This is a genomic window from Geodermatophilus poikilotrophus (assembly GCF_900111455.1).
Taxonomy (GTDB): Bacteria; Actinomycetota; Actinomycetes; order Mycobacteriales; family Geodermatophilaceae; genus Geodermatophilus; species Geodermatophilus poikilotrophus.
Map to the genome: position 1 here is coordinate 351,187 of NZ_FOIE01000004.1, position 23,091 is coordinate 374,277.

25 protein-coding genes are annotated in these 23,091 nt (G+C 75.4%); 17 read left to right on the top strand and 8 right to left on the bottom strand.

Annotated features, from left to right (window positions below):
- Nucleotides 1-6 precede the first annotated feature (6 nt).
- From ndk to proB, 9 genes are all read left to right on the top strand, one after another.
- A complete protein-coding gene (gene ndk, locus BMW27_RS11530; RefSeq protein WP_091443967.1) occupies nt 7-426 on the top strand; it encodes a nucleoside-diphosphate kinase in 420 nt (139 codons plus the stop codon).
- Nucleotides 427-539: 113 nt separating this feature from the next.
- Nucleotides 540-983, top strand: a complete 444-nt coding sequence (locus BMW27_RS11535; RefSeq protein ID WP_217638128.1) for a hypothetical protein — start codon at nt 540-542, stop codon at nt 981-983.
- A 100-nt stretch (nt 984-1,083) separates the two neighbouring features.
- Nucleotides 1,084-3,012, top strand: a complete 1,929-nt coding sequence (locus tag BMW27_RS11540) for a TIGR03960 family B12-binding radical SAM protein (protein WP_091443968.1) — start codon at nt 1,084-1,086, stop codon at nt 3,010-3,012.
- On the top strand, nt 3,012-3,779 hold the full coding sequence (locus BMW27_RS11545) for a TIGR03936 family radical SAM-associated protein (protein ID WP_091443971.1): 768 nt from the start codon (nt 3,012-3,014) through the stop codon (nt 3,777-3,779). Before BMW27_RS11540 ends, BMW27_RS11545 begins: the two co-directional genes overlap by 1 nt.
- 254 nt (nt 3,780-4,033) lie before the next feature.
- Nucleotides 4,034-7,129, top strand: coding sequence for an Rne/Rng family ribonuclease (locus tag BMW27_RS24345; protein ID WP_091443974.1), 3,096 nt, complete (start codon nt 4,034-4,036; stop codon nt 7,127-7,129).
- A gap of 204 nt (nt 7,130-7,333) precedes the next feature.
- The gene (gene rplU, locus BMW27_RS11555) at nt 7,334-7,645 is read left to right on the top strand and encodes a 50S ribosomal protein L21 (RefSeq protein WP_072911969.1); all 312 of its coding nucleotides are present in this window, start codon (nt 7,334-7,336) and stop codon (nt 7,643-7,645) included.
- Nucleotides 7,646-7,652: 7 nt separating this feature from the next.
- The gene (gene rpmA, locus BMW27_RS11560) at nt 7,653-7,910 is read left to right on the top strand and encodes a 50S ribosomal protein L27 (RefSeq protein WP_012947748.1); all 258 of its coding nucleotides are present in this window, start codon (nt 7,653-7,655) and stop codon (nt 7,908-7,910) included.
- A gap of 74 nt (nt 7,911-7,984) precedes the next feature.
- The gene (gene obgE / locus BMW27_RS11565) at nt 7,985-9,460 is read left to right on the top strand and encodes a GTPase ObgE (RefSeq protein ID WP_091443978.1); all 1,476 of its coding nucleotides are present in this window, start codon (nt 7,985-7,987) and stop codon (nt 9,458-9,460) included.
- Nucleotides 9,457-10,578, top strand: a complete 1,122-nt coding sequence (proB, locus tag BMW27_RS11570; protein WP_217638129.1) for a glutamate 5-kinase — start codon at nt 9,457-9,459, stop codon at nt 10,576-10,578. Before obgE ends, proB begins: the two co-directional genes overlap by 4 nt.
- A 156-nt stretch (nt 10,579-10,734) precedes the next feature.
- Here proB and BMW27_RS11575 read toward each other — a convergent pair whose 3' ends face one another.
- Entirely contained in the window at nt 10,735-11,142 is a 408-nt protein-coding gene (locus BMW27_RS11575; protein ID WP_091443982.1) for a RidA family protein, read from the bottom strand.
- Nucleotides 11,143-11,207: 65 nt separating this feature from the next.
- On the opposite strand from BMW27_RS11575, the gene BMW27_RS11580 reads away from it, so the two are divergent.
- Nucleotides 11,208-11,843: a TetR/AcrR family transcriptional regulator gene (locus BMW27_RS11580; protein ID WP_091444315.1), complete on the top strand. Its 636-nt coding sequence runs from the start codon at nt 11,208-11,210 to the stop codon at nt 11,841-11,843.
- Between the two features lie 60 nt (nt 11,844-11,903).
- Here BMW27_RS11580 and BMW27_RS11585 read toward each other — a convergent pair whose 3' ends face one another.
- On the bottom strand, nt 11,904-12,383 hold the full coding sequence (locus tag BMW27_RS11585) for a pyridoxamine 5'-phosphate oxidase family protein (RefSeq protein WP_175486482.1): 480 nt from the start codon (nt 12,381-12,383) through the stop codon (nt 11,904-11,906).
- 52 nt (nt 12,384-12,435) lie between these two features.
- On the opposite strand from BMW27_RS11585, the gene BMW27_RS11590 reads away from it, so the two are divergent.
- From BMW27_RS11590 to BMW27_RS11600, 3 genes are read left to right on the top strand one after another with little or no spacing between them, the layout of a single operon-like run.
- Nucleotides 12,436-12,921 carry a peptide deformylase gene (locus BMW27_RS11590; RefSeq protein WP_091443986.1) on the top strand — a complete coding sequence of 162 codons (486 nt, stop codon included), beginning with the start codon at nt 12,436-12,438 and terminating at the stop codon, nt 12,919-12,921.
- A gap of 1 nt (nt 12,922) precedes the next feature.
- Nucleotides 12,923-13,519 carry a GNAT family N-acetyltransferase gene (locus BMW27_RS11595; RefSeq protein WP_091443989.1) on the top strand — a complete coding sequence of 199 codons (597 nt, stop codon included), beginning with the start codon at nt 12,923-12,925 and terminating at the stop codon, nt 13,517-13,519.
- A 21-nt stretch (nt 13,520-13,540) separates the two neighbouring features.
- The gene (locus tag BMW27_RS11600) at nt 13,541-14,323 is read left to right on the top strand and encodes an isocitrate lyase/PEP mutase family protein (protein WP_091444322.1); all 783 of its coding nucleotides are present in this window, start codon (nt 13,541-13,543) and stop codon (nt 14,321-14,323) included.
- Between the two features lie 60 nt (nt 14,324-14,383).
- Here the strand turns inward: BMW27_RS11600 and BMW27_RS11605 are convergent, their stop codons facing one another.
- Both BMW27_RS11605 and BMW27_RS11610 read right to left on the bottom strand, forming a co-directional pair.
- Nucleotides 14,384-14,689 (bottom strand): hypothetical protein, encoded by a 306-nt coding sequence (locus BMW27_RS11605; protein ID WP_091443992.1) that lies wholly within the window; start codon nt 14,687-14,689, stop codon nt 14,384-14,386.
- Complete coding sequence (locus tag BMW27_RS11610; protein WP_091443996.1) at nt 14,686-15,342, bottom strand: maleylpyruvate isomerase family mycothiol-dependent enzyme; 657 nt, start codon at nt 15,340-15,342, stop codon at nt 14,686-14,688. The genes BMW27_RS11605 and BMW27_RS11610 overlap by 4 nt, the downstream gene beginning before the upstream one ends.
- Nucleotides 15,343-15,413: 71 nt before the next feature.
- Between BMW27_RS11610 and BMW27_RS11615 the strand changes: the two genes are divergently transcribed.
- The gene (locus BMW27_RS11615; protein ID WP_245743491.1) at nt 15,414-15,899 is read left to right on the top strand and encodes a MarR family winged helix-turn-helix transcriptional regulator; all 486 of its coding nucleotides are present in this window, start codon (nt 15,414-15,416) and stop codon (nt 15,897-15,899) included.
- A gap of 314 nt (nt 15,900-16,213) precedes the next feature.
- Here BMW27_RS11615 and BMW27_RS11625 read toward each other — a convergent pair whose 3' ends face one another.
- The 4 genes from BMW27_RS11625 to BMW27_RS11640 are packed head-to-tail and all read right to left on the bottom strand — an operon-like array spanning nt 16,214 to nt 19,383.
- Nucleotides 16,214-16,606 (bottom strand): Fur family transcriptional regulator, encoded by a 393-nt coding sequence (locus tag BMW27_RS11625; protein WP_091444002.1) that lies wholly within the window; start codon nt 16,604-16,606, stop codon nt 16,214-16,216.
- On the bottom strand, nt 16,603-17,625 hold the full coding sequence (locus tag BMW27_RS11630; RefSeq protein WP_091444004.1) for a metal ABC transporter permease: 1,023 nt from the start codon (nt 17,623-17,625) through the stop codon (nt 16,603-16,605). Before BMW27_RS11630 ends, BMW27_RS11625 begins: the two co-directional genes overlap by 4 nt.
- 1 nt (nt 17,626) lies before the next feature.
- Nucleotides 17,627-18,412 carry a metal ABC transporter ATP-binding protein gene (locus BMW27_RS11635; protein WP_091444007.1) on the bottom strand — a complete coding sequence of 262 codons (786 nt, stop codon included), beginning with the start codon at nt 18,410-18,412 and terminating at the stop codon, nt 17,627-17,629.
- Entirely contained in the window at nt 18,409-19,383 is a 975-nt protein-coding gene (locus BMW27_RS11640; protein WP_091444009.1) for a metal ABC transporter substrate-binding protein, read from the bottom strand. The genes BMW27_RS11635 and BMW27_RS11640 overlap by 4 nt, the downstream gene beginning before the upstream one ends.
- A gap of 74 nt (nt 19,384-19,457) precedes the next feature.
- Here BMW27_RS11640 and BMW27_RS11645 point away from each other — a divergent pair, with 74 nt between their 5' ends.
- From BMW27_RS11645 to BMW27_RS11655, 3 genes are read left to right on the top strand one after another with little or no spacing between them, the layout of a single operon-like run.
- On the top strand, nt 19,458-20,711 hold the full coding sequence (locus BMW27_RS11645; protein WP_217638130.1) for a glutamate-5-semialdehyde dehydrogenase: 1,254 nt from the start codon (nt 19,458-19,460) through the stop codon (nt 20,709-20,711).
- A gap of 42 nt (nt 20,712-20,753) precedes the next feature.
- The gene (locus tag BMW27_RS11650) at nt 20,754-21,641 is read left to right on the top strand and encodes an AAA family ATPase (RefSeq protein ID WP_091444011.1); all 888 of its coding nucleotides are present in this window, start codon (nt 20,754-20,756) and stop codon (nt 21,639-21,641) included.
- Nucleotides 21,641-23,065: a vWA domain-containing protein gene (locus BMW27_RS11655; protein WP_091444014.1), complete on the top strand. Its 1,425-nt coding sequence runs from the start codon at nt 21,641-21,643 to the stop codon at nt 23,063-23,065. The genes BMW27_RS11650 and BMW27_RS11655 overlap by 1 nt, the downstream gene beginning before the upstream one ends.
- Nucleotides 23,066-23,091 lie beyond the last annotated feature (26 nt).

The following is a 23,091-nucleotide window of genomic DNA, read 5'->3' on the forward strand; positions in this document are numbered from 1 at the left end:
GCGCTCGTGTCCGAAGCCACCGCAGAACGCACCCTGGTCCTCGTCAAGCCCGACGGCGTCGCCCGTGGCCTGGTCGGCGAGGTGATCTCCCGCCTGGAGGCCAAGGGTCTGCGCCTGGTCGCCGCCGAGCTGCGCACCCTGACCCGCGAGGTCGCCGAGGAGCACTACGGCGAGCACCGCGAGAAGCCGTTCTTCGGTCCGCTGGTCGAGTTCATCACCGGCGGCCCGCTGCTCGTGCTCGTCGTCGAGGGCCCGCGGGCGGTCGAGGCGTTCCGCGCCCTGGCCGGCGCCACCGACCCGGTCAAGGCCGCCCCCGGCACCATCCGCGGCGACTTCGGCCTCGAGGTGCAGAACAACATCGTCCACGGCTCGGACTCCGACGAGTCCGCCGCCCGGGAGATCGCGCTGTTCTTCCCGAAGCTGTAGGAGGACCCCGTCGCCGCCGCCACTCGCACGCTCGTGGCGGGATCCTGCAACGGGGCCGCCCTGCGCCCGCGGTGCGGCCGATGAGTCGGCCGCGCCCGCCCGGTCTGCACGGCATGACCGACGATGGTGACCGCATGGCCCTGCTCGAGCCGTTCGTGGGGGAGTGGCGGCTCGAGACGTCGCTGGCCCCACCGGACGGGGTGCGGGCCCGGGCGGTGTTCGAGTGGGCGCTCGGCGGCCGCTTCCTCGTGGAGCGCTCGGAGGTCGACGTCCCGGAGGCGCCGGACGGCCTGTGCGTCGTCGCGGCCGCGGCCGAGGGGTACCTCCAGCACTACTTCGACTCCCGCGGGGTCGTGCGGCTGTACGCGATGACCTTCGACGGGCGGCTCTGGACCCTGCGCCGGGAGGAGGCCGACTTCAGCCCGCTGGAGTTCGCGCAGCGGTACACCGGCGAGTTCGCCGACGACGGTGGGACGATCCGCGGCCGCTGGGAGATCAAACCTCCCGGCCAGGACTGGCAGACCGACTTCGACCTGTCCTACGTACGGGTCGCCTGAGGAATGACTCCTCGCCCCCACGCACGCTCGCGGCGGGACCCGGTGAAGGGGCGCCCGTGCCGATCTCGCGGCTGCGGGCGCCGTCTACCCTGGACGGGTCATGAACGGTGAATCGCTGTACCCCCGTCTCGAACCGCTCCTCGCGCAGGTGCAGAAGCCGATCCAGTACGTCGGCGGCGAGCTGAACGCGCAGGTCAAGCCGTGGGACGACGTCGCCGTCCACTGGGCGCTGATGTACCCCGACGCCTACGAGGTCGGGCTGCCCAACCAGGGCCTGATGATCCTGTACGAGGTGCTCAACGAGCGGCCCGACGCCCTCGCCGAGCGCACCTACGCCGTCTGGCCGGACCTCGCCGCCCTGATGCGCGAGCACGGCGTCGGCCAGTTCACCGTCGACTCGCACCGCGCGGTCGCCGACTTCGACCTGCTCGGCGTCAGTTTCGCCACCGAGCTCGGGTACACCAACCTGCTCGAGGCCCTCGACCTCGCCGGCGTGCCGCTGCACGCGGCCGACCGCGACGAGACGCACCCGGTCGTGGTGGCCGGCGGGCACGCCGCGTTCAACCCCGAGCCGATCGCCGACTTCGTCGACTGCGCCGTCCTCGGCGACGGCGAGCAGGCCGTCGGCGACGTCACCGACGTGGTGGCGGCGTGGAAGCAGCAGGGCCGCCCCGGCGGCCGGGTCGAGCTGCTGGCCCGCCTGGCCCGCGTCGACGGCGTCTACGTGCCGCGGTTCTACTCGGTCTCCTACGGCTCCGACGGCGCCATCGCGGCCGTCACGCGCACCCGGGACGACGTCCCCGCGCGGGTCGGCAAGCGCACGGTCATGGACCTCGACGAGTGGCCCTACCCCAAGACGCCGCTGGTCCCGCTGGCCGAGAGCGTGCACGAGCGGATGAGCGTGGAGATCTTCCGCGGCTGCACCCGCGGCTGCCGGTTCTGCCAGGCCGGGATGATCACCCGGCCGGTGCGGGAGCGGACCATCACCGGCATCGGCTCGATGGTCGACCAGGGGCTGCGGGCGACCGGCTACGAGGAGGTCGGGCTGCTGTCGCTGTCCAGCGCCGACCACTCCGAGATCGGCCAGGTCGCCAAGCAGCTCGCCGACCGCTACGAGGGCACCAACACCGGGCTCTCCCTGCCGAGCACCCGGGTGGACGCCTTCAACGTCACCCTGGCCAACGAGCTGTCCCGCAACGGGCGCCGATCCGGCCTGACCTTCGCGCCGGAGGGGGGCAGCGAGCGGATCCGCCGGGTGATCAACAAGACGGTGTCCAAGGAGGACCTCGTCCGCACGGTCACCACGGCGTACGCCAACGGCTGGCAGCAGGTGAAGCTGTACTTCATGTGCGGTCTGCCGACCGAGACCGACGAGGACGTGCTGGAGATCGCCGAGCTCGCGGTCGAGGTCATCCGCGCCGGCCGGGAGGCCAGCGGCCGCAAGGACATCCGCTGCACCGTCTCCATCGGTGGCTTCGTGCCCAAGCCGCACACCCCCTTCCAGTGGGCCGGGCAGGCCAGTGCCGAGACGATCGACTCCCGGCTGCGGCTCCTGCGGCAGGCCATCAACGCCGACCGCCGCATCGGCCGCTCGATCGGCCTGCGCTACCACGACGGCGAGCCCGGGGTGGTCGAGGGCCTGCTCTCCCGGGGCGACCGCCGGGTCGGCCGGGTGATCGAGCGGGTGTGGCGCGAGGGCGGCCGGTTCGACGGCTGGAGCGAGCACTTCTCCTACGAGCGCTGGACCGCCGCGGCCGCCGAGGAGCTGGCGCCCCTCGGCGTCGACCTCGACTGGTACACCACCCGCGAGCGCGGCCAGGACGAGGTCCTGCCCTGGGACCACCTGGACTCCGGGCTCGACAAGGAGTGGCTCTGGGACGACTGGCAGGACGCGCTCAGCGAGGAGGAGGTCGCCGACTGCCGGTGGACCCCCTGCTACGACTGCGGCGTCTGCCCGACCAACGGCACCGAGATCCAGATCGGGCCGACCGGGCGCACCCTGCTCCCGCTCACGGTCGTCGGCCGCTAGTGGCCCGCCAGCCCGAGGGACCGCCCCCGCCGCCCACCGTGCAGAAGCTGCGGCTGCGCTACGCCAAGCGCGGCCCGCTGCGCTTCGCCTCGCACCGGGACCTCGCCCGCGCCCTGGAGCGGGCGCTGCGCCGCGCGCGGGTGCCCATGGCCTTCTCCGCCGGCTTCACGCCGCACCCGAAGATCTCCTACGTCGGGGCGGCACCCACCGGGGCGGCCAGCGAGGCCGAGTACCTGGAGATCGGCCTGGCGCAGCGGTGCGACCCCGAGCAGGTGCGGGCCGCGCTGGACGCCTCGCTGCCCCCGGGCATCGACGTCCTCGAGTGCGTGGAGGCCGCCGAGGGCAGCGGGTCGCTGGCCGACCGGATCGACGCCGCGACCTGGCGGGTGGAGCTGCCGGGTGTGCCGCTGGCCGAGCTGGCGCCGGCCGTCGAGGCGTTCCTGGCCGCCGACGTGGTCACGGTCGAGAAGCGCACCAAGAACGGCCTCCGGGACGTCGACGCGCGGGCGGCCGTGGCCGGTGCGTCGGCGGCCGAGGAGGCGGGTTGTGCCATACTGCACATGGTCGTCCGGCAGGTGACGCCCGCCGTTCGACCCGACGACGTGTTGGCCGCCCTGGCTGCCGTCGCCGACCTGCGCCCGCCGTCGCCCCCACGGGCCGTGCGTGAGGCGCAGGGCCGGCTCGACGACACCGGGACCGTGGCCGACCCGCTCGGCCCGGACCGCGTCGCAGGCACCCGCTGCCAGGGGGAGCCCGCGGCGGTCTGACCGGTGGGCCCGGGGGCTCCACGCCGTCGCGCGGCACGGCTGCCAGACGTGACGCACCGAGCACCACCTGAGACCTGCACCACCGGCGCCCGGCCGCGGCAACTCCTCGCCCGGACACCGGCCCACAGACTTCGCGAGCCGAGCCTGCCGCCGCACCCGGCGCGGGGGCCCGACCCGCCCAACCCCGTGCTCCTGCGCGGCCGCCAGTCCCTGCGATCGGCGCCCGGGAGCACCACACAGGAGGCGAGCCACCCGTGGCCGACCAGACACAGGACAGCACCCACACGGCCGACGAGGGCCTCGACCCGGCTCTGCTGCCGCAGGGGGGCGAGACCCCCGCGGCGGAGGCCGAGCTGCAGGCCGCCGAGGCCGGCGAGGACGACGACGCCGGCGAGCAGGCCGCCGCGGAGGACACCGCGGCCGCGGAGGCGGCTCCCGAGCCCGCTCCCGAGCCCGCGGCCGACCCCGAGGAGCCCCCGGTCTCCCGCTTCGGCGCCCAGTTCAGCTCCCCGGAGCCGACCGCGGTCATCGCCCGTCCCCGCCGGCGGGCCACCCGCCCGGCCGGCGCGGCCGATCCCGGCGACCACCCGCCGGTGCCGCCCGCGGCCCCGACCATCCCGGCGTTCGTGAGCTTCGTGGCGCCCGCCGAGACCGACGTCCCGCCCCTGCCGCGCCGGCGCAGCCGCCGTCCGCTCGCCGAGTCGCCTCCGGTCGAGGAGGCCGAGGCGGAGCCGGCCGAGGACGCCGAGGAGGAGACCCCGGCGCCGCGCTCGCGGCGCAGCCGCTCGCGGCGGCGCTCCGGCGGCGCCGACGAGACGCCCGCGGTGGCCGAGGACGACGACACCGACGCCGACGAGGACCAGGCCGCCGAGGCCGAGGACGACGCCGGCGCCGACGACACCGACGACAACGGGTCCTCGGCCAGCCGGCGGCGCCGCCGGGGCCGGCGCGGCCGCGGGCGTGGGCGCAGCGGCGAGGACGCCGCCGACACCGACGACGACTCCGACGAGGACCCCGGCGACGAGCAGGGCGCCGACGAGGACACCGAGGGCGACACCGACGCCGACAGCGGTGAGGACACCGCCGGGGACGACGAGGGCGAGGCCGGCTCCAGCACCCGCCGCCGGCGCCGTCGGCGGCGCCGCGGAAGCAGCGGGGAGGGCGGCGAGGCCGTCGTCGAGAGCGACGACGACCGCCCCGAGCGGGCCGGCCGCAACGGGCGCACCACCAGCGACGAGGACGTCAAGGGCGTCGCCGGCTCCACGCGGCTGGAGGCCAAGCGCCAGCGCCGCCGCGACGGCCGGGACAACGGCCGCCGCCGGGCGCCGATCCTCACCGAGGCCGAGTTCCTCGCACGCCGCGAGGCGGTGGACCGCAAGATGGTCATCCGCCAGCGGGGCGAGCGGACGCAGATCGCCGTCCTCGAGGACGACGTCCTCGTCGAGCACTACGTCACCCAGGCGCAGGCGACGTCCTTCGCCGGCAACGTCTACCTCGGCCGGGTGCAGAACGTGCTGCCCAGCATGGAGGCGGCGTTCATCGACATCGGCAAGGGGCGCAACGCCGTCCTGTACGCCGGTGAGGTCAACTGGGACGCCGCCGGGCTGTCCGGCAAGCAGCGCTCCATCGAGCAGGCGCTGAAGTCCGGCGACAAGGTGCTGGTGCAGGTCACCAAGGACCCCATCGGCCACAAGGGCGCCCGGCTCACCCAGCAGGTCAACCTGCCCGGCCGGTTCCTGGTCTACGTGCCCGGCGGCTCGATGACCGGCATCAGCCGCAAGCTGCCCGACACCGAGCGCCAGCGGCTCAAGGACGTCCTCAAGAAGATCGTCCCCGAGGACGCCGGCGTCATCATCCGCACCGCCGCCGAGGGCGCCTCGGAGGAGGAGCTGACCCGCGACGTCAACCGGCTGCAGGCGCAGTGGGACGTCATCCAGAAGAAGGCGGAGTCCTCCTCCAACGCGCCGTCGCTGCTCTACGGGGAGCCGGACCTGGCCATCCGGGTCATCCGCGACGTCTTCAACGAGGACTTCAAGGAGCTCGTCGTCCAGGGCGACGACGCCTGGGACACCGTGGAGGCCTACGTCGCGCACGTCTCCCCGGAGCTGGTCGGCCGGCTGGCCCGGCACACCGGCGAGGGTGACGTCTTCCGCGACCTGCGCATCGACGAGCAGCTGGCCAAGGCGCTGGACCGCAAGGTGTGGCTGCCCTCGGGCGGCTCGCTGGTCATCGACCGCACCGAGGCGATGACCGTGGTCGACGTCAACACCGGCAAGTTCACCGGTTCCGGCGGCAACCTCGAGCAGACGGTCACGCGCAACAACATGGAGGCGGCCGAGGAGATCGTCCGCCAGCTCCGGTTGCGCGACATCGGCGGCATCATCGTCATCGACTTCATCGACATGGTGCTCGAGAGCAACCGCGACCTGGTGCTGCGGCGGCTGACCGAGTGCCTGGGTCGCGACCGCACCAAGCACCAGGTCGCCGAGGTCACCTCGCTGGGCCTGGTGCAGATGACCCGCAAGCGGGTCGGCCAGGGGCTGCTCGAGGTCTTCTCCGAGCCGTGCGAGCACTGCCGCGGCCGGGGCGTGGTCGTGCACGTCGACCCGGTCGACGAGAAGCGCCGCGGCGGCGGGAACGCCGGGGGCGGCAACGGCGGCACCGGCCGTCGCGACCAGCAGCGCGGCAAGGACAACGGCGCGAAGGACAACGGCGCGAGGGACGCCGGCGGCAAGGACGCCGAGCCGGCCGAGGCCGCCGCGGTCGGTGCTGAGGCACCGGTCCCGGACGGTGCGGACGGCGAGGGCGACAACCAGCGCTCCGGCGGGAGCCGGCGCAACCGCGGCCGCCGCAACCGCAGCCAGTCCGGGGAGGAGCGCGCGGCCGAGGACGCCGCGGTGCTCGCCGCGGCCGCCGAGGACGCCGACGCGTCCGGCCCCGAGGTCGCGGACGTCGAGCCCGACCAGCCCGACGCGGTGACCCCGGAGCAGGCGCCCGAGCCCGTTGCCGAGCCCGCTCAGGAGCCGGCTCCCGCGGCGCCCGCTCCGGGACCGGCCCCCGCGGTGCAGGCGCTCGCCGAGCCGTCTCTCGCCGAGCCGGTGGACCGGGCCGTGGGCGCCGCGGGGCCCGACGACGAGGCCGTGCCCGCCGGCGCCGGCCCGGACGACCCCGGCCCCGTGGACGCCGAGCCCCCCACGGAGCCGGCGCCCGTCGGCACGCCGTCGGTCGAGGGGGCGGCGGGGGAGACCCAGCCGCCGGTGGCCGACGACGGCAGCGGGACCGCCGCGCCGGTCACCCGCCCGCGCCGCCGCCGGGCCGCCAGCCGCCCGGCCGGACCGCCGGCGTCCTGAGGGACGGGGCCGCGCCGGGGGAGGGCAGGGGGGCCTTCCCCGGTTCGACCGGCTGTCCGCCGCTCGGGTACGCTGGTCGGGTTGCACCGCCCCGGTGCCGCGCACCGCACGGTGCCGCCTGGGAGGCGGGCAACCCGTCCAGCACCCGGCGCCCGACGTCCGGGCGCACGCAGGACATGACAGACGCGATCGAGGAGTTCAGTGGTGTACGCAGTCGTGAAGGCCGGTGGCCGGCAGCACAAGGTGGCCGTGGGCGACCGGTTCACGGTCAACCGTCTCGTGGGTGAGGCGGGCGACACCGTCACCCTCCCGGCCCTGCTCCTGGTCGACGGCGACACCGTCACCAGCGACGCGGAGACGCTGGCGGGCGTGACCGTGACCGGCGAGATCGTCGGCCACGGCAAGGGCCCGAAGATCCGCATCCACAAGTTCAAGAACAAGACCGGTTACCACAAGCGGCAGGGGCACCGTCAGCCCCTCACCGACGTCGTGGTCCGCGACATCACGAAGGGCTGACGACGACATGGCACACAAGAAGGGCGCCTCGTCCTCCCGCAACGGCCGCGACTCGAACGCGCAGCGCCTCGGCGTCAAGCGCTTCGGGGGCCAGGTCGTGAAGGCCGGCGAGATCATCGTCCGCCAGCGCGGGACCCACTTCCACCCGGGCCTGGGCGTCGGCCGCGGCGGCGACGACACGCTGTTCGCGCTGCAGCCCGGCGCGGTCACCTTCGGTACGCGGCGGGGACGCAAGACCGTCTCCATCTCCGCGGTCGAAGCCTGAGCACTCGAACGATCCGCTTCACGAGCGCACGGGCCTCGGCCCGTGCGCTCGTGGCGTCTCGGGATAGCTGACACATGGCCGCTTTCGTCGACCGCGTGGTCGTCCACGTCGCCGCCGGCAACGGCGGGCACGGCGTCGCCTCGATCCACCGCGAGAAGTTCAAGCCGCTCGGCGGCCCCGACGGGGGCAACGGCGGCAACGGCGGGGACGTCGTCCTCGAGGTGGACCCCAGCGTGCACACGCTGCTGGACTTCCACCACCGCCCGCACCAGAAGGCCGGCAACGGCCGCCCCGGCGAGGGCAGCAACCGCCACGGCGCCCGCGGCGAGGACCGCGTGCTGCGCGTCCCCGCCGGCACCGTGGTCAGCACCCCCGACGGCCGGGTGATCGCCGACCTCGTCGGCACCGGCACCCGGGTCGTCCTGGCGCACGGCGGCAAGGGCGGCCTGGGCAACGCCGCGCTGGCCAACGCTCGCCGCAAGGCGCCGGGCTTCGCGCTGCTCGGGGAGCCCGGCGAGGCCTTCGACGCCGTCATCGAGCTCAAGAGCATCGCCGACGTCGGCCTGGTCGGCTTCCCGTCGGCGGGCAAGTCCTCGCTGATCGCGGCCATGTCCGCGGCGCGGCCGAAGATCGCCGACTACCCGTTCACCACGCTGGTGCCGAACCTCGGCGTCGTCCGCGCCGGCGACACCGTCTTCACGATGGCCGACGTCCCCGGGCTCATCCCCGGCGCATCCGAGGGCCGCGGACTGGGGCTGGAGTTCCTCCGCCACATCGAGCGCTGCGCCGTCCTGGTGCACGTCGTCGACATGGCCACGATGGAGCCCGGCCGCGACCCGGAGAGCGACATCGAGGCGCTGCAGCACGAGCTGGCGCAGTACCGGGAGGACCTCGTCGACCGGCTGCGGGTCGCCGTCCTCAACAAGATCGACGTGCCCGACGGGCGCGAGCTGGTCGACCTGGTCCGCGAGCCGCTGGAGCAGCGCGGCCTGCAGGTGTTCCCGGTCAGCGCCGCGACCGGCGAGGGGCTGCGCGAGCTCGGCTTCGCGCTGGCACAGGCGGTGGAGGAGTACCGCGCCGCGCTGCCCGAGCCCGAGCCGGTACGGGTCACCCTCACCCCGCGCGCGGTCGACGACAGCGGCTTCGCCGTCGAGCGCGACCCGGAGGACGCGGGCACCTTCCTCGTGCGCGGGACCAAGCCCGAGCGCTGGGTGCGCCAGACCGACTTCACCAACGACGAGGCCGTGGGCTTCCTCGCCGACCGGCTCAACCGGCTCGGCGTCGAGGACGCCCTGCAGGAGGCCGGCGCGCAGGAGGGCGACACCATCGTCATCGGCGACGTCGCCTTCGACTTCGTGCCGACGCTGCCGGCCGGCACGCTGAGCGTCGAGGAGACCGCCGGCCTCGGCGGTCGGGGCACCGACTCCCGCATCGACGCGCCGCACCGGGTGCGCGCCGAGGAGCGGCTGGCCGCCAAGCGGGCCCGCCGGGTGCCCTACGAGCTCACCGAGACCTGGACCGACGACGACCTGCCCGAGGACGACGCGTGAACCTGCGCGCGGAGGTCGCCGGGGCGCGCCGGGTCGTGGTGAAGGTCGGCTCGTCGTCGCTGACCAGCCTGCCCGGCGGGCTGGACGAGCAGCGGCTGACCGCCCTGGTCGACGTCCTCGGCGCGGTGCACGGGCAGGGCCGCGAGGTCGTCCTCGTCTCCTCCGGGGCGATCGCCGCCGGCCTGGCCCCGCTGGGGGTCGTGGGCCGGCCGCGGGACCTCGCCACCGCCCAGGCCGCGGCCAGCGTGGGGCAGCTGCGGCTGGTGCAGACCTACGCCGACGCCTTCGCCCGGCACGACGTCACCGTCGGCCAGGTGCTGCTGACCGCCGACGACCTGACCCGGCGCAGCCACTACCGCAACGCCCAGCGCACCCTAGAGCGGCTGCTGACCCTCGGTGTGCTGCCGATCGTCAACGAGAACGACACGGTGGCCACCGAGGAGATCCGGTTCGGCGACAACGACCGGCTGGCCGCGCTGGTGGCGCACGTCGCCCGGGCGGACGCGCTGCTGCTCCTCAGCGACGTCGACGGCGTCTACGACGGCGACCCGCGGCAGGGCCCGGCGCAGCTGATCGACACCGTGCGCGACCCCGGGGACCTCGGTCAGGTCACCCTCGGCACCGCCCGCCGCAACGGCGTGGGCACCGGGGGGATGGCCACCAAGGTCGAGGCCGCGCTGATCGCCGCGCACGCCGGCGTCCCCGTCGTCGTGACCTCGACCGCGCAGGCCGCGGCCGCGCTGGCCGGGGAGCAGGTGGGCACCCGCTTCGCCGTCATGGGTCCCCGGCCCCGTGCCCGCCAGTTCTGGTTGCGCTTCGCCACCCGGCCGCGCGGCCGGCTGCACCTCGACGAGGGCGCGGTCCGGGCGCTGCGCGAGCGTGGCGCCTCGCTGCTGCCGGCCGGCATCACCGACGTGGCGGGGGAGTTCCTCGCCGACGACCCGGTGGAGCTGGTCGGCCCCGACGGCGTCGTGGTGGCCCGCGGCCTGGTCGCCTACGACGCCCGGGAGCTGCCACCGCTGCTGGGCCGCAAGACCAGCGAGCTGGACCCGGAGTACCAGCGCGAGATCGTGCACCGCGACGAGATGGTGCTCGTCCGCCGCCCGTCCCTGGGCTGACGGAGGACCCCGGCCTCCTCTCGAAGGACCCCCTTGCCCCCGCCGCTCGCAGGCTCGCGGCGGGGCCCTGCAAGCGGGCCGTCAGGGCTCGGGGCGAGCCTCCGGCCGGGGCCGGGGCCGGGGCCGGGGCCGAGGTCGGGAGGCGGGGGTCCTCTGTCAGGGGAGGACGGCGACGGCGTCCACCTCGACGAGCAGGTCCGGCTCGCCGAGCGCGGTCACCGGCAGCAGCGTCACCGGCTTGGTGAGGTCGAGGCCGAGACGCTCGGCGGCGCGGCCCACCCCTGCGCCCAGGGCGGCCAGCTTCTCCGGTGACCAGTCCACGACGTACAGGGTGAGCTTGGCGACGTCGTCGAAGCCCCCACCCACCGCGGCGAGGGCGGTGGCCACGTTGAGGTAGGCCTGCTCCACCTGTGCGGCGAGGTCGCCGGCACCCACCGGCTCCCCGTCCGCCGTCCGGGCGACCTGGCCGGCCAGGTAGACGGTGCGCGAGCCCGTGGCCACGGCCACCTGGCGGTAGAACTCCGGGGCGGGGATGCCGGGCGGGTTGGACAGCTGGATCGGCACGGGGACTCCTCCGGGGTCGATGACGTGACAGTGTTATGTAACACCGTTCCGCTATGCTTGGCAACATGCCTCGCGCCGCGGATCCCGCCGTCCGCCTCGCACTCCTCGAGACGGCCGCCGAACTGCTCGCCCGTCGCGAACCGGTGACCGCCCGGTCGCTCGCCGACCGGGTAGGGACGTCGACGACGGCGCTCTACACGCACTTCGGGGGCATGCCCGGGCTGTGGCGGGCCGTGCGCTCCGAGGGCTTCGTCCGGCTCGGCCGGCGCCTCGCCACGGTGCCCCGCACCGACGACCCGGTGCGGGACCTCGCCGCGCTGGGCGCCGCCTACCTCGACAGCGCCCGGGCCGACCCGTTCCTGTACCGGGCGATGTTCGACGCGGCGGCCGACCTCGAGGACCCGGCGGTCGCCGACGACGCCTTCGCCCTGCTCGTCGAGGCCGCGGACCGGGCCTGCCAGGCCGGCCGCTTCGCCGGGACGTCCGACCCGCTCGCGGTGGCCACGCGGTGCTGGGCCGCGGGGCACGGGTTGGCGATGCTCGTCGTGACCGGCGTGCTGCCCGCGGAGGCGCTGGCGCTGCACGGCCCCGAGTTGGCGGTCGCGGCGTTCCTCGCAGCGGGGGACGAGCCCGCCCGGTGCCGGGCCTCGGTGCTGGCCGGCTGGTCTGCGGACCGCGACCGACGCCCGCCACCGGGGTGACCGGCCCCCTGCCTGGCCCCGCCGCGAGCCTGCGAGCGGCGGGGGGCAGGGGATCCTCCCTCAGGTCGCGAAGACGAACCTGGTCGCGTCCGCGGGGTAGGACGTCCACGCCAGCACGCGGACGGGGTCCAGTGCCAGCGCCCCCGCGAAGGTGGCCGCTTCGGCGCCGGAGCCGTACTCGGGGTACTTCGCGCGGGACTCCTCGGCCAGCCGGCGGGCCAGTGCCGGGTCCGGGCGGGCCGGTCGCACGCGGCCCTCGACGACGACGGCCTGCTGGGGGTCCGGCAGGTGCACGGCCACCTGGGGGCGGTCGCGTGCGGTGCGGACGTGCACCGCGTCGTCCCCGCCGCCGTAGTACCAGACGTCGTCGAGCCACAGCCCGTCCACGGGGACGACGTGCGGCCGGCCGTCGGCCCGGCAGGTGACCACCCAGTACTGCCGCGCCGCCGCGAGCCGCGAGCGGACCGCGGCCCAGTCGAGGGTGGTGCTGGGGGTGCCGTACCCGGTGGGGAGCCGGAGCGGCTCCGCGCGTGGTGTCATGGCGACCTCCCGCCGTCGGCCTGCCGGTACCCGCACTGGGAGACTGCCGACCGTGACGATCCGTCCCATCCGCGAGCTCGGTGACCCGGTCCTCCGCACCCCCGCCGACGAGGTGCGCAGCTTCGACAGGGGGCTGGCCGCGCTGGTCCGCGACCTCGAGGACACCGTCGCCGACCCCGGCCGGGCCGGCGTCGCCGCACCGCAGATCGGCGTGGGACTGCGCGCCTTCTCCTACAACGTCGACGGGCGCATCGGTTCCGTGGTCAACCCGCGGCTCGTGGAGCTCTCCGAGGAGACCCAGGACGGCGACGAGGGCTGCCTGTCCATCCCCGGCCTGTGGGCGCCCACGGTCCGGGCGGTGCACGCCGTGGTGGAGGGCTTCGACGTGCACGGCGAGCCGCTGCGGCTGGAGGGCACCGGCCTGATGGCCCGGGCGCTGCAGCACGAGGTCGACCACCTCGACGGCAAGGTCTTCCTCGACCGGCTCACCGGGGAGGCGCGCAAGGCCGCGCTGCGGGCGCTCCGGGACCGGGGCTGACGTGGCGGACTTCGCGCCGGTGACCCTGACCGGCGACGTGGTGACCCTCGAGCCGCTGGACCGCGGGCACACCGACGAGCTCGCGGTCGCCGTGTCCGACGGCCGGCTGTGGGAGCTCTGGTACACGTCGGTGCCCACGCCGGCGGGGATGGCGGCGGGCGTCGAGGCGCGGCTGACCCGGCAGGAGGCGGGGGAGATGCTGCCGTTCGTCGTCCGCCGGAACGCCGACGGCGCGGTGGTCGGGGCGACGACCTACTGCCACGCCGACCTCGCCGTCCCGCGGCTGGAGGTCGGCTACACCTGGACGGCCGCCTCCGCGCAGCGCACCGGGGTCAACGCCGAGAGCAAGCTGCTGCTGCTCACCCACGCGTTCGAGACCGTCGGCTGCCTGGCGGTGGAGTTCCGCACGCACTGGCACAACCGGCAGTCCCGGGCGGCGATCGCCCGGCTGGGCGCCAAGCAGGACGGTGTGCTGCGCAACCACGGGCGGATGCCGGGCGGGTCACTGCGGGACACCGTCGTCTTCTCCACCACCGACGCCGAGTGGCCGGCCGTCCGCGGCGGGCTGCGGCACCGGCTCGCGCGACACGCCGGCTGACCCGGCCGTAGCGTGGCCGGCGTGACCGACCTCGCCAGCCGCGCCCGCACCCTGCTCGACCTGCACACCGCCCCGGAGATCCTGGTCCTCGCCAACGTGTGGGACGTCGTCTCCGCCCGGGTGGTGGCGGGCACCGAGGGGGTCCGCGCCCTGGCCACCGCCAGTCACGGGATCGCCGCGACCTTCGGCTACGAGGACGGCGAGAACATCCCGCTCGACCTGCACCTGGACATGGTCGGCCGGATCGCCGCCGCCGTGGACCTGCCGGTGAGCATGGACATGGAGGCCGGCTACGGGGACCCCGGGGAGACCGCGCGCCGCGCCATCGGGCTCGGCGTCGTCGGCGGCAACCTCGAGGACCAGATGCGGCCGCTCGACGAGGCCGTCGCCGCCGTCGAGGCGGTGCTGCGCGCCGGCCGGGACGCCGGGATCGACTTCGTGCTCAACGCCCGCACCGACACCTTCGTCCGCGCTCCCGAGGGCGCCGACCGCGGAGAGCTCGTCGCCGAGGCGATCCGCCGCGGCCGCGCCTACCTGGAGGCCGGTGCGCCGGTCGTCTTCGTGCCACGCCTGGTCGACCGCGACGAGATCGCCGCGGTCGTCGAGGGCCTGGGCCGCAACCGGCTGACGCTGATCAGCGTGCCCGGCGCCTCGCTGCCCGCCCGCGAGATGCAGGAGCTCGGCGTGGCCCGCGTCTCCACCGGGCCGTTCACGCAGCGGGTCGCGCTGACCGCGCTGCAGGACGCCACGGTCGGGGTGGTGCGCGGCGGCACGCTGCCGGCCGGCACCCGCGCCCTCAACTGAACGAGGGGCTCCTTCGCCCGCCGCCGGCTCCGCGCGGGCCGCTGGCGGGCGGCCGTTCCCTCACGTCACCACCGCGCCCGCCGGGGCCACCAGGCCGCGGACCTCGAACTCGGTGATCACCACGGAGGGCGCTGCCCGTCCCCGCAGCACCTCGGCGAACACCGGTCCGACCACCTCCTGGTTGCCGCGCTCGTAGTCCTCGCGCGACTCCCATACCTCGATCACCTGGAACCCGTCTGTGGTGGATCGGGCGAGGTGCAGCAGCAGGCCGTCGACGGCCGTGCCGCTCCGCTCCAGCACCGCCGCGTGGACGGCGTCGTAGGTCTCCAGGGGTGCGGACACGTCGGTCACCACGCCCAGGGTCATGTCGTCCTCCTCGCGTCCCGCCGGTGGCCGTGCGCCGCCGGCAGCCGTTGCACGCCCTCGCCGGAGAGCCGGTGCACCGTGGCGGTGCGGCCGGTGACCAGGAGGAGGAGGTCACCGGTCGCGCCCTCGACCGGCGCGCCCTCGCCCAGCACGAGGTCGCCGTCGGTGGCCCGCAGCCGCAGGCCGGCCAGCCGCTTCCGCGCCCGGAACGGGAAACCCATGTCCCAGACCCGCTGCGCTGCCACGGCCGCGGGGACCGGGGGAACCGGCCGCTGTCTGCCCAGCGGGACGGCGATGTCCTGACCGTGCACGAGGACGTCGATGAGCGGCTCGAGCGGGCTGACCATGGGCGCCCGCCGCCGGGAGCCGGCCATCGCCCGGATCCGCCGGCTGCACTCCTGCGGGGGCAGGGGGCCGCTGCGCAGCGCCGCGTCCCGGATCATCCGGTCGAAGCTGCCGCGCGCCCGGACGGCGCCGACGAGCGCGTCCCGGTACCCCATGTGCGCCTGGGTCAGGTGGGCCGCGACGTCCCGCACCAGCCAGCCGGAGCAGAGGGATGGGGTCTCCCACTCGCCGGGAGAGAGGTCGTCGAGCAGGTCGGCCAGGCTCAGCCGCTCGGAGTCGATGCTGCGCCACACGTCGTCGAGGTCCACGACCCCTCCACCGGGTTGGTACGATGTTCGTACCATTTAGTCAGGTGGTCTGACCATCGTCAAGGGGGACCGTGAGCGTTTGTGACGAGGTCCGGCAGGACGGGGACCCCCGGGACCACGGAGGTCAGGGCCGCCAGAACCTGGCCCTCCTGTGCTTCTACCCGCACCGGGCGATGGAGGCCCGGCTGCTCGCGACGCTGGCGGCCGAGGGCTTCGACGACCTCACCATCGCGCAGGGGCGCATCGCCGCACGGATCGGCCCAGGCGGCACCCGGCTCACCGACCTGGCCGCGCAGGCCCTGGTGACCAAGCAGACCGCGAACCACCTCGTCGACCAGCTGGAGCGGGCCGGCTACGTGCGGCGGGTCCCCGACCCGACCGACGGGCGGGCGCGGCTGGTGCAGATCGCCGGGCGTGGCCAGGCCGTCGTGGCGCTGGCCCGCCGGGTCGAGGCGGAGGTGGAGGCCGAGTGGACGGCGCACCTCGGCGAGGAGGTCACCGCGCAGCTGCGCGCCGCCCTCGAGCGGCTGCGGGAGATCACCGACCCCTACCGCTGAGCCGCGCCGCTGCTCGCGGCCGCCGAGCGCGGCGAGGAGGTCGTCATCGCGCGGGGCGGCCGGCCGGTGGTGCGCCTCGTACCGGTCGACGAGCCCGCACCCCGCCCCGTCGGCTTCGTGGCGGGCTCCGTCCCCGAGGCCTTCTCCGAGCCCTGCCGGACGACAAACTGGCTCGGTGGGAGTGATCGCGCTCCCGCGCGACACCCACGACCGGGTGATCGTCGCGCAGGCGGTGCTGGAGTCCTCCCCGTCGTCACGAGCGACGCCGCGCTCGTCGAGTTCCCGCCATCCACACCGTGTGGTGACCGGACCGCTCAGTGGGTGGCGCAGGCCGCGCAGGTGCCGAAGACCTCGAGCTGGTGCTGCACGTCGGCGAAGCCGTGCTGGGCGGCTACGCGGGCGGCCCACCTCTCGACGGGTGGGTCGGCGACCTCGACGGTGCGCCCGCAGGAGCGGCACACCAGGTGGTGGTGGTGCACCGGCGAGCAGCGCCGGTAGGCGGCCTCGCCCTCGGTCCGCAGCACGTCGACCAGGCCGTCGTCCACCAGGGCCTGCAGCGCCCGGTAGACCGTCGCGAGGCCGACGGCGTCCCCGCGCTCGCGCAGCAGCGCGTGCAGGTCCTGGGCGGTGCGGAAGCCGTCCTGGTCGTCAAGCAGGGCCAGGACGGCGCTGCGCTGCCGGGTCTGGCGGCGGGGAGCCTCCGTCATGCCCGCCCTCCCGTCCCCGCGGGCGGCGCCGCGTGCTGGCCGTGCTCGTCGTAGTGCACGCCCGCGCCGGTGCGGTGCGGGGCGTGCAGGTGCCCGTCGTGGTCGTAGTCGACGTGGTCGCCGTGCAGGACCGCGGGGTGCCCGCAGCCCGCACCGTGCTCGTGCGGGTGGGCGGCGTGCACCTCGGCGCGGCGCCGGTGCCGGCGGCGGGCGGTCGCCTCGCGCACCGCGACCGACCCCGTGGCCAGCAGGAACAGGGCGATGGCCAGCAGCACGATGGTGCCGCCGGACGGCGTGCCGGTGTAGTAGGACGCGGTCGTGCCGGCGACGCTGGTCACCAGCCCGATCCCGCAGGCCAGGTACAGCGTCTGGCGGAAGCTGCGGGCCAGCTGCTGGGCCACCGCGCTGGGCACGATCATCAGCGCGCTGATCAGGAGCAGGCCGACGACCCGCATGGAGAGGACGACGGTCGCCGCCACCAGGGCCGCGAGCACCGTGTTCAGCGCCAGGACCGGCAGGCCCACCGCGCGGGCGTACTCCTCGTCGTCGCTCACCGCGTACAACCGCTGCCCGAGCAGCCACACGACACCGAGCACCACGACGGTGATGACGCCGAAGACCGCGACGTCCGCGGTGGTCGTGGTGGTGATCGCGCCGAACAGGTACGCCTCGAGGTTGGTGGCCTGCCCCTGCGGGGCGAGGCTCAGCAGCACCACGCCGCCGGCGATGCCGCCGTAGAAGAGGACGGCGAGGGCGACGTCGCCACTGGTGCGGCCGCGGGCGCGGACCAGCTCGATGAGCACCGCGCCGAGCACGGCGGCCACCAGCGCCGTCCCGACCGGGGCGGTGGAGGTGAGGACGCCGATCGCGACACCGGTGAGGGCCACGTGCCCGAGGCCGTCACCGAGGAGCGAGAGCCGGCGCTGCACGAGGAAGACGCCGACCGCCGGGGCCACCAGGCCGACCATGAGCGAGGCCAGCAGCGCCCGCTGCATGAACCCGTACTCGAGGACCTCCACGTCAGCGCCCTCCGTCCGTGGTCACCCGGGGCTGGTCCAGGCGGTACCCGCGCGAGGGCGCCAGCCCGGTGCCCTCGGGGTGGTGGTGCCCGTCGGTCGTGGCCTCGACCCCGGCCTCGGCCAGTGGCCCGTCGTAGGCGATCCGGCCGTGGTCGACGACGACCGCTCGGGTGAGGACGCCGGCCAGCGCGGCCGTCTCGTGCGTGACGACGAGCAGCGTGGTCCCGGTGGCCGACACGTCGGCCAGGACGGCGGCGAGCGCGTCCTGGCTGGCGGCGTCCACCCCGGCGGTCGGCTCGTCCATGACCAGCAGCTCCGGCTCGGCGGCCAGTGCGCGGGCCACCAGCACCCGGCGCTGCTGTCCTCCGGACAGCGAGGCGACCGGGTCGCCGAGCCGGTCGGCCAGCCCGACGGCGGCGACGGCGCTCCGCACCGCGGCGCGGTCGGCCGGGCGCAGCCGGCCGAACGGGCCCAGCCGGGCCAGCCGGCCGACCCCGACCACCTCGCGCACGGTCGCCGGGACCGCGCCGCTCACCGTGTGCCGCTGCGGCACGTAGCCGATCCGGCCGCGCTCGCGCGGGCGCCCGACCGGGGCGCCGAGGACCTCCACCTCACCGCCCAGCACCGTGGCCAGGCCGAGCAGGCCGCGGGCCAGCGTGGTCTTGCCCGAGCCGTTGGAGCCCAGGACGGCGACCGCCTCGCCGTCGGCCACGGTCAGGTCAACGCCCTGGACGACGGTGACGTCGCCGTAGCCGATGCGGGCGTCCCGCAGCCGGATGGCGCTCATGGGCAGGACTGGCCCTCCTGCAGCGTGGCCAGGTTGGCCCGCATGACCTCGAGGTAGTCGCTGCCGGCCGACTCGTCGGTCAGCCCCTCGATCGGGTCGAGGACGGCGGTCCGCACCCCGGCCTCGGTCGCGACGGTCTCGGCGACGGCGGGGTCGACGAGGGTCTCGGTGTAGACGGTGGTCACCCCGCGCTCCCGGACGAGGGCGGTGATCTCCGCGAGCTGCGCGGGGTCCGGCTCCTGGGAGGGGCTGAGCCCGCTGATGCCGACCACCTCGAGACCGTAGCGGTCGGCGAGGTAGCCGAACGCCTCGTGGCCGGTGACCAGGGTGTCCACCGCGCAGCCGGCCAGGCCGGCCTGGATCTCGGCGTCCAGCGCCTCGAGGTCCGCGCGCAGCGCGGCGGCGTCCTGCTCGTAGCCGGCCGCGCCGTCGGGGTCGGCCTCGGCCAGCCGCTCGGCCAGCGCGTCCCCGACGGATGCCAGGCGCACCGGGTCCAGCCAGAAGTGCGGGTCGAGCGCCTCGCCGTCCTCGGCGCCCTCCTCCGCGTGCGCGGCGTGCTCCTCGGCGGACTCGCCCTCGTGGCCGTGCCCCTTGGCGGTCGGGATGAGGTCGGCGGCCGGGCCGGCGTCCCAGGCGGTGTCGGCGGCCTCGGTCGCGGCGACCTCGTCGAGGGCCGGCTGGAAGCCCTGCAGGTACACGAGCAGGTCGGCCCCGGCGACCGCCGCGACGTCCTGCGGGGCGAGCTCCAGGTCGTGGGCCTCGGCGCCGGGCGGGGTGAGCGAGGAGACGTCCACCCGGTCGCCACCGACGCGCTGCGCCGCCCACTCCAGCGGGTAGAAGCCCGCGACGACGGTCAGCCCGTCACCGGAGCCGCCCGCGGCGGCGTCGTCGGAGCCGCCGCACCCGGCCAGCGCGAGGGCGGCGGCCGAGGCGGTCGCGGCGGTCACGGCACGCGTCGTCCAGGTGTTCATGAGAATCATTCTCGCACGGCGGTCCCGAGCCGAGGGAGCCGGAGGACCGCGGGCGCCCGCGTACGCTCTCGGGCGTGTCCGACGTCTCCGGCCTGCCGCTGATCGGGGCCGCGGCGCTGCGCGCCCGCGCCGCTGCCCGGGTGCTGCGCACCCTGCCCACCGACACCAAGGACGCCGCGCTCCGCGCCATGGCCGATGCGCTGGTCGAGCGGGCCGACGAGGTGCTCGCCGCCAACGCCGCCGACGTCGAGGCGGCCGCGGCCGACGGCACCCCGGCCTCGGTCCTCGACCGGCTGCGGCTGGATCCCGGCCGGATCGCCGGGGTGGCCGACGCACTGCGCCAGCTGGTCGCGCTGCCCGACCCGGTCGGCGACGTCGTCCGCGGGTCGACGCTGCCCAACGGGCTGCAGCTGCGCCAGGTCCGGGTGCCCCTCGGCGTGGTCGGCATCGTCTACGAGGCCCGGCCCAACGTGACCGTCGACGCCGCGGGCCTGTGCCTCAAGAGCGGCAACGCGGCACTGCTGCGCGGCTCGGCGTCGGCGTTCCGGACCAACACGGCGCTGGTCGCCGTCCTCACCGAGGCGGCGCAGAAAACCGGGCTGCCGGCCGGCTCGGTCGAGCTGCTGCCGGCCGACCGCGCGTCCGTGGGCGAGCTGCTGAACGCCCGCGGCCTGGTCGACGTGGTGATCCCGCGCGGCGGGGCCTCGCTGATCCAGCGCGTGGTGCGCGAGGCGCGCGTGCCGGTCATCGAGACCGGCGAGGGCAACTGCCACGTCTACGTCGACGCCTCGGCCGACCCCGCGACCGCCGAGGCCATCGTGCTCAACGCCAAGACCCACCGGGTCAGCGTCTGCAACGCCGCCGAGACGCTGCTGGTGCACCGCGACGTGGCCTTCCTGCCCCGCCTGCTGACCGCGCTGGCCGACGCCGGCGTGACGTTGCACGGGGACGACGCAGCCCGGGCGGCCCACGACGCCGTCGTCCCCGCGACCGACGAGGACTGGGCCACCGAGTACCTGTCGATGGACATGGCGGTGCGCGTGGTCGACGACCTGCCGCAGGCGCTGGACCACATCGAGCGGTGGGGGAGCGGGCACTCCGAGGCGATCGTCGCCGACTCCGCGCGCGCCGTCGCCGACTTCACCGCCGGCGTGGACGCCGCCGCCGTCCTGGTCAACGCCTCGACCCGGTTCACCGACGGCGGGGAGTTCGGGTTCGGCGCCGAGATCGGCATCTCCACGCAGAAGCTGCACGCCCGCGGTCCGCTGGGGCTGCCGGAGCTGACCTCCACCACCTACGTCGTCACCGGCAGCGGCCACACCCGCTGAGCTCCACATCCGGCCCACCCCGCCACCCGACCGAGGAGCCGCATGCCCCGCCCGCCGTCGCAGTCCCCGCAGTTCTCCTCGGTCTCCGACGTCGGCAAGCGGCTGGCGGCGGTCGGCTACCTGCCCGACGCCCGGATCTCCACCACGGTGTTCCTCGCCGACCGGCTGGGCAAGCCGCTGCTGGTCGAGGGACCGGCGGGCACGGGCAAGACCGAGCTGGCCAAGGCGCTGGCGGCGGCCACCGGCTCGGAGCTGATCCGGCTGCAGTGCTACGAGGGCCTCGACGAGGCGCGGGCGCTGTACGAGTGGAACTACAAGAAGCAGCTGCTGCGCATCCAGGCGGCGCAGGGCACCGACGGCGCCGACTGGGGCATCGTCCACGACGACATCTTCGGCGAGGAGTTCCTGCTCTCCCGGCCGCTGCTGACCGCGATCCGGCGCAGCGAGCCGACCGTGCTGCTGATCGACGAGACGGACAAGGCCGACGTCGAGGTCGAGGGTCTACTGCTGGAGGTCCTGTCCGACTTCCAGGTGACGATCCCCGAGCTGGGCACGGTCACCGCGGTGCGCCGGCCGATGGTGGTGCTGACCTCCAACGCCACCCGCGAGCTGTCCGAGGCGCTGAAGCGGCGCTGCCTGTACCTGGCGCTGGACTACCCGTCGGCCGAGCGGGAGCGCGAGATCGTGCTCTCCCGCGTGCCCGACCTCGCGCCCGGCCTGGCCGAGCAGCTGGTGCGCACCGTGCGGGCGCTGCGCGCGCTGGAGCTGAAGAAGTCGCCGTCGATCTCCGAGACCCTCGACTGGGCGCAGACGCTGCTCGAGCTGGGCCTGGACACCCTCGACGAGGACGCCGTGCGCTCGACCCTGGGAGTGGTGCTCAAGCACGCCAGCGACCAGGACCGGGCCGCGGCCGAGCTGCGGCTGAACTGATGGCGGCTCCGGCTGCCAGGTCCGGCGGGCTCGCCGAGCACCTCGACGGCTTCGTCCGCGCGGTGCGGGACGCCGGCATCCCGGTCGGCATCAGCCAGGCCGTCGACGCCGCCGAGATCCTCACCGTGGTCGACCTGCTCGACCGCGAGCAGCTGCGGCACGGGCTGGCGGCGGTGCTGCTCCAGCGGGCGGCGCAGCGGCCGGCCTACGACGTGCTGTTCGACCTGTGGTGGCCGCTGTCCGACCGGCCGGCGCTCGCCTCGGCCGGTGACCCGGACGACGGCGAGCCGGGGGAGCCCGGCGAGCCGACCCTCGACCTGCCGGACGGCACCGACCTGGCGCAGCTCATGCGCGAGGAGCTGCGCCGGCTGCTGCTCGACGGCGACGAGGAGGCGCTGCGCCGCTTCGCGCGCGAGGCGGTCGACCTGCTGGGCCGGACGGCGCCGTCGCCGTCGGGCCAGTCCTTCTTCAGCTACCGGGTGATGCGGGCGCTCTCGCCGGACACCCTGGTCGCCCAGCTGCTGGCCGGCCTGCTCGGGGATGCCGGGCGCGGCGGGCTGGCCGAGCAGGTGGCCCGGCAGACGGTGCGCGAGCGGCTGGCCGCCTTCCGGGCCGCGGTGGAGGCCGAGGTCCGGCGGCGGACGGCGGCCGAGCGCGGCCGGGACAGGGTCGCGAAGAACGCCGTCCGCCCGCTGGCCGACCAGGTCGACTTCCTGCGCGCCCAGGCCGCCGACCTCGCCGAACTGCGCCGGACCGTGGCCCCGCTGGCCCGGCGGCTGGCCGTCCGGCTCTCGGCGCGGCGGAGGCTGGGCCGGGAGGGCCGGCTGGACTTCCGCAGGACCGTCCGGGCGTCGCTGGGCACCGGCGGCGTGCCGGTGGTGACCCACCACCGGCCGCGCAAGGTGCACAAGCCGGAGCTGGTGGTGCTCTGCGACGTCAGCGGCTCGGTGGCCGGGTTCAGCCACTTCACGCTGATGCTGACCCAGGCGCTGCGCGAGCACTTCTCCGGCGTGCGGGCCTTCGCCTTCGTGGACTCCACCGACGAGGTGACCCGCTTCTTCCGTCCCGGCGCCGACGTCGCCGACGCGGTCGCCCGGATCGGCCGGGAAGCCGACGTCGTCGGGTTCGACGGGCACAGCGACTACGGGACGGCGTTCGAGGTCTTCGCCGACCGCTGGGCCTCGGCGGTGGGGCCGAAGACGTCGCTGCTCGTGCTCGGCGACGGGCGCACCAACTACCGCCCGCCGGGGCTGCCGGTGCTGGCCGACCTCGTCCGCCGCTCCCGCACGGCGCACTGGCTCAACCCCGAGCCCCGCCGGCTGTGGGGCAGCGGGGACTCCGCCGCCGACCGCTACGGCGAGGTCGTCGACATGGTGGAGTGCCGCAACGCCGCCCAGCTCGCGGACTTCATCACCACGCTCTGAAGGAGGACCCTCCTGCTCCCCACCAC

Bases quoted from the DNA above. Each gene is read 5' to 3' on its own strand.
- BMW27_RS11625 (WP_091444002.1), bottom strand. From the start codon at position 16,606: ATGACGGAGGCTCCCCGCCGCCAGACCCGGCAGCGCAGCGCCGTCCTG.
- BMW27_RS11585 (WP_175486482.1), bottom strand. From the start codon at position 12,383: ATGACACCACGCGCGGAGCCGCTCCGGCTCCCCACCGGGTACGGCACC.
- BMW27_RS11635 (WP_091444007.1), bottom strand. From the start codon at position 18,412: ATGAGCGCCATCCGGCTGCGGGACGCCCGCATCGGCTACGGCGACGTC.
- BMW27_RS11650 (WP_091444011.1), top strand. From the start codon at position 20,754: ATGCCCCGCCCGCCGTCGCAGTCCCCGCAGTTCTCCTCGGTCTCCGAC.
- BMW27_RS11605 (WP_091443992.1), bottom strand. From the start codon at position 14,689: ATGACCCTGGGCGTGGTGACCGACGTGTCCGCACCCCTGGAGACCTAC.
- BMW27_RS11655 (WP_091444014.1), top strand. From the start codon at position 21,641: ATGGCGGCTCCGGCTGCCAGGTCCGGCGGGCTCGCCGAGCACCTCGAC.
- rpmA (WP_012947748.1), top strand. From the start codon at position 7,653: ATGGCACACAAGAAGGGCGCCTCGTCCTCCCGCAACGGCCGCGACTCG.
- BMW27_RS11535 (WP_217638128.1), top strand. From the start codon at position 540: ATGACCGACGATGGTGACCGCATGGCCCTGCTCGAGCCGTTCGTGGGG.
- BMW27_RS11580 (WP_091444315.1), top strand. From the start codon at position 11,208: ATGCCTCGCGCCGCGGATCCCGCCGTCCGCCTCGCACTCCTCGAGACG.
- obgE (WP_091443978.1), top strand. From the start codon at position 7,985: ATGGCCGCTTTCGTCGACCGCGTGGTCGTCCACGTCGCCGCCGGCAAC.
- BMW27_RS11540 (WP_091443968.1), top strand. From the start codon at position 1,084: ATGAACGGTGAATCGCTGTACCCCCGTCTCGAACCGCTCCTCGCGCAG.
- BMW27_RS11640 (WP_091444009.1), bottom strand. From the start codon at position 19,383: ATGAACACCTGGACGACGCGTGCCGTGACCGCCGCGACCGCCTCGGCC.